The 3,123-nt window shown below is 44.0% G+C and carries 4 protein-coding genes and 1 pseudogene; all 5 read right to left on the reverse strand.

Features of this window, described 5'->3' with window-relative positions:
• Nucleotides 1-394 (reverse strand): annotated as a pseudogene (locus AC1DUA_RS31230) (stage II sporulation protein P); the annotation flags it as partial.
• A gap of 847 nt (nucleotides 395-1,241) precedes the next feature.
• On the reverse strand, nucleotides 1,242-1,409 hold the full coding sequence (locus tag AC1DUA_RS31235) for a hypothetical protein (RefSeq protein ID WP_477503446.1): 168 nt from the start codon (nucleotides 1,407-1,409) through the stop codon (nucleotides 1,242-1,244).
• On the reverse strand, nucleotides 1,381-2,358 hold the full coding sequence (locus AC1DUA_RS31240) for a TIR domain-containing protein (RefSeq protein WP_477503447.1): 978 nt from the start codon (nucleotides 2,356-2,358) through the stop codon (nucleotides 1,381-1,383). The genes AC1DUA_RS31235 and AC1DUA_RS31240 overlap by 29 nt, the downstream gene beginning before the upstream one ends.
• The gene (locus AC1DUA_RS31245) at nucleotides 2,355-2,828 is read right to left on the reverse strand and encodes a nucleotide-binding protein (protein ID WP_477503448.1); all 474 of its coding nucleotides are present in this window, start codon (nucleotides 2,826-2,828) and stop codon (nucleotides 2,355-2,357) included. The genes AC1DUA_RS31240 and AC1DUA_RS31245 overlap by 4 nt, the downstream gene beginning before the upstream one ends.
• A gap of 142 nt (nucleotides 2,829-2,970) precedes the next feature.
• A partial coding sequence (locus AC1DUA_RS31250) for a GPR endopeptidase (RefSeq protein WP_477503449.1) occupies nucleotides 2,971-3,123 on the reverse strand: 153 nt, incomplete at its 5' end.

Here is a 3,123-nt window from a genome sequence, read left to right on the forward strand (position 1 = left end):
GGACTGTTGATTTGCTGGTATCCATACCTGGTACTTCACTGGCTACCAGACTCTTCGGATCGCTTGGATTAATGTCCGTCAGGAACTGGAAAGCGAAATGGAAGACATTATGCTGAGAGAACGTAAATTTCTTCTGGTCTTTATTTAGATGAGGCACTTCCATGCCGAGCATATCGATAAAAAATTGATTCGTGACGGACGCGGCTAAACTTTTCATCGACGAAACCGGCGAGGTCGTTATGACTTTATTCTGTAGATAGCCACCTACGCCAACTAGAACAAAAATAGCTAACGTTGCTGCGCTGAGAATAAAGAACGTTTTTCCGACGGAACTGGCGCTCTGAAACGTTTTGCGAACATGGCTGAGATTGAGTGTGGCTGAAGTCCATTTCATAGTCTGATTCCTCCTAAACTATCTTAATTCAATCTATGAAACGAGCCCCGTCGATAGAACCCGAATCGATAGATTTTTTTGATAGTCTAGTCAAAAGGAAATGCAAAAAGTGCCAGCGATCAAGTCGCTGACACTTTCATGTGGTCTTTTTTAACCCGGCCAACTTATGCGGCATTAATAACTCCTGCTAAAACATCGGTAGCCGCCCGAAATCTTCCATACTCGGCGAAATAAGTGATAGGAAATCCAGTTATATTCGTAAAAAGTAGCCTATTTACAGCAAAGAGCAGGAAAAGTCGGCGTTACTTATAAGTAATCCAATCCACCACTCGCTCAGTTGCTCTATTGCTCAGTTCCGCGGGGACACTAAATTAAGGCACCTCGGCTGAAAAATCTGTAAAATCTACTGTTAATTGGAGCTTCTCAGTGCCGGGAAATGGATTAACGGCAAAACTCCAGCTAAAACATCGCATGCACCGCAAATCTTCCATATTCAATGAAATTAGAGGTAGGAAATCCAGTTATTTGAGTAAAATCAGCACATTTGCGGAAATTAACAGGAGAAATCGGCGTTACTTATAAGTAATCCAATCTACCACTCGCCAGTTGCCCAGTTCCTCGGAGATACTCCGTTAAGGGCATCACAGCTGAAATAGCGGGAAATCTGGAACCCTTGAAACCCTGAACCCCTGATATACAACTGAACTCTTTCTCGGCATCGTTTTAACAGTAGTAACTCCCATTACTTCACCCTTGAGCATAATAAAAGGGTACCCTTCGGCTACCCCAGAAACATTATACTAAGAAAAAGAACCCCATCAGGGGTTCTTCGGACTTCCATATAGAACTAGGCCAGAGATTCGAAATCGAATGATCCTTTGGCTACGATTGTTACCCCGCTTGGTTTGTTAAGAACAGTGGGGCCATTATATAGTTTGAGCAAACTCTTATCGGAAGCTTTATGTGCATTTTTGGCGGTTAGTCGATTACGAACTTTCTTCATGTGCTTCAGCATAGAGAATCCTTCCTTTCACAATGGATTTGAGTGAAGACATGAGCTTCGCATTTCTTTCCGATAACTCCATCATGACTTGATGATGATCGCGCTGCGGGATATCCGCTCTTGTTTTGAAATGTATGGAGGAAACGATGGTTGCATGCAGCTTCACGCAATATATATATTCAAACTCGCCGTCTTCTTTATCCTTGGCTCGCCCGAGGTAGATGTTCGTATCTTTGCCGCGATAACATTCCGCTAGGTAGCTGGTAGGGTCATTCACATGAAAGCTATGATTATTGCTGACCTGCCCCGCGCGGCCAAACTGCTGTAAAGTAACCCCGTCATCGAGAAGCTCAAACAACGTTGCAGCCGTCACTTCTTGGAGCTCAATTATACCACAATTGGTATCAAATGTCTTATGGAATTTGTCTAGTACACGGTCATAATCCACGTTTGAAACGCTCAGCGAATCGAGGGCATCAAAGAGGAAACTGCGGATGGCATCATTTTTTTTCATATCCGACGGCTTAATCCGTTTCTTATGCGCAGCGATACTGCTCTTCATCGGATACAGATGAGGGCCTGCCAACTCCCCAATCTCTCTATTGATTTGCGTGTCATCCACTCGCAGCGGATTATAGCCTTCGAGGTACTCTGGCAGCTCACCATCACTGGACATCACAATAAATGTCCTGCTATGCCCTAACTCACCAATACAAAGACCAATGAGTACCAAGAGATTAGCATAAGTTACCATATGCTGCATGTCCTCACGAGTCAGAATGAGCAGTGCAAAATCTGTTTCTTCAACATGCTTTTTGAGCATCTTTAATTTATGCTGAGATGCCGTCAGGACGCCTTGGTTAATAACGGTGACATCAGCCGTGGAAGCTAGCTGCGATTGATAGAATTCCGCCCATAGTAGACTTGAAAGCGAACAACCGATAAAAATTTTAGGTTTCATTTGATTCTCAATCCTAACTCCTTCAACATTCGTTTCACGGTATAAGTGGCAGGTCCCAATCCAGCCATCAAACCGGAAGGATGATCCGCCTTATAAGTAAGCGGTGTCAACCCTATAAGGTCAGTGGCAATATGTAACTCTTCTTTTTCCGGAATAAGAAAGTAGGTTCTTTCCAGGCCAATTTGCCCAATGAATAAACCAAGCTCGAGTATAACGTTATCGCGAACAGTGCTGACAACCGAATCTCTCAAAAGCGTTAAATCATTTGGTTGAAAGACAAAAATAGCAAAATCACTTGCTTGTGCCTGCTTGATTAGCGGAGCTAGCGTTGTATGTGAAGGCGGGAATAATAACTGGCTCCAAACTGTGACATCACAGGAAAAATGGAGGTTAGACTGCAAAGCCTCTGCTACGTCAATGCTTTCAGCAGACGACCCGATGAATAGCTTTGCCAGCTGTGTGCTGCTCACTGAACCACATCCTTATTTTAAGGTGATCGTCAGATACTTCGACGCCTCCCATCTTTTTCCTTCCAGTTCGGGCTAAAAATAGGCAAAAGAAAGAACTGTTTCCACGAATATCGCAGAGACAGTTCTGGCAGTTCTGATTCGTTCAGTGTGTATAAGCCGCTACATTCTCGACGCCTACCGCATCGTGTAGAGCAGCATTCAAACCGCTGGCAATTATATTGGCGATGTCCTCAATAAACTGGTCAATCTCCTTCGGAGTGACTAATAAATCATGGCCAACAGGGTTCAGCACTTC

The sequence above is a fragment of the Paenibacillus sp. 01T422 genome (assembly GCF_056398785.1).

Coding starts and splice junctions, on each gene's coding strand:
- AC1DUA_RS31235 (WP_477503446.1), bottom strand. CDS start 1,409: ATGCTGAAGCACATGAAGAAAGTTCGTAATCGACTAACCGCCAAAAAT.
- AC1DUA_RS31240 (WP_477503447.1), bottom strand. CDS start 2,358: ATGAAACCTAAAATTTTTATCGGTTGTTCGCTTTCAAGTCTACTATGG.